This is a genomic window from Photobacterium sp. R1 (genome assembly GCF_054600795.1).
This window is the reverse complement of record NZ_BAAHZP010000063.1, coordinates 1-533: the sequence shown is the minus strand read 5'-3', so window position 1 is coordinate 533 and position 533 is coordinate 1. Positions and strand designations below refer to the sequence as shown.

Genomic DNA, 533 nt, shown 5'->3' with positions numbered 1-533 from the left:
ACAACGATAACCTGGATGTTGACTGTCTTCGTATGCCTCAGATTGCCAATAATGACCAGTTGCTGAGCAAAGTCATTGCCTCTGAGCTGGACTGGACTTCCTCGTTCATTCCGGACATCGACAGCACTTACGCGGCCTCTAACCCGAACCACAAATACTGGTATCCGGCGTCTGGTACCCAGGCCTTCATGCTGAACTTCAAGTCACCAAAAGAAGGTAACAACGAAGCCATCAACAACGTAGACTTCCGTCGTGCTTTCTCTATGGCGATTGACCGTCAAACCATTATCGACATTGCCTTCTATGGCAGCGGTACACCAAACCACTTTGCGTCTGGTCTGGGTGAAGGTTTCAAAGCCTGGTCTGACTCTGCGGTTTACAACAAGTACAAAGATTTCAACACCTACAACCTTGAGAACTCCAAAGCACTGCTGAAAAAAGCCGGCTTTAAAGACATCGATGGTGACGGTTTCGTTGAAACACCAAGCGGTAAGAAAATTGAACTGGATGTCCAGTCTCCGAACGGTTGGACC

The 533-nt window shown here is 48.2% G+C and carries 1 protein-coding gene; it reads left to right on the top strand.

Annotation, left to right across the window (positions count from 1 at the left end; all coding sequences use genetic code 11):
* The coding region (locus ACYP03_RS23955; RefSeq protein WP_459782356.1) for an ABC transporter substrate-binding protein at window positions 1-533 on the top strand (533 nt) is incomplete at both ends.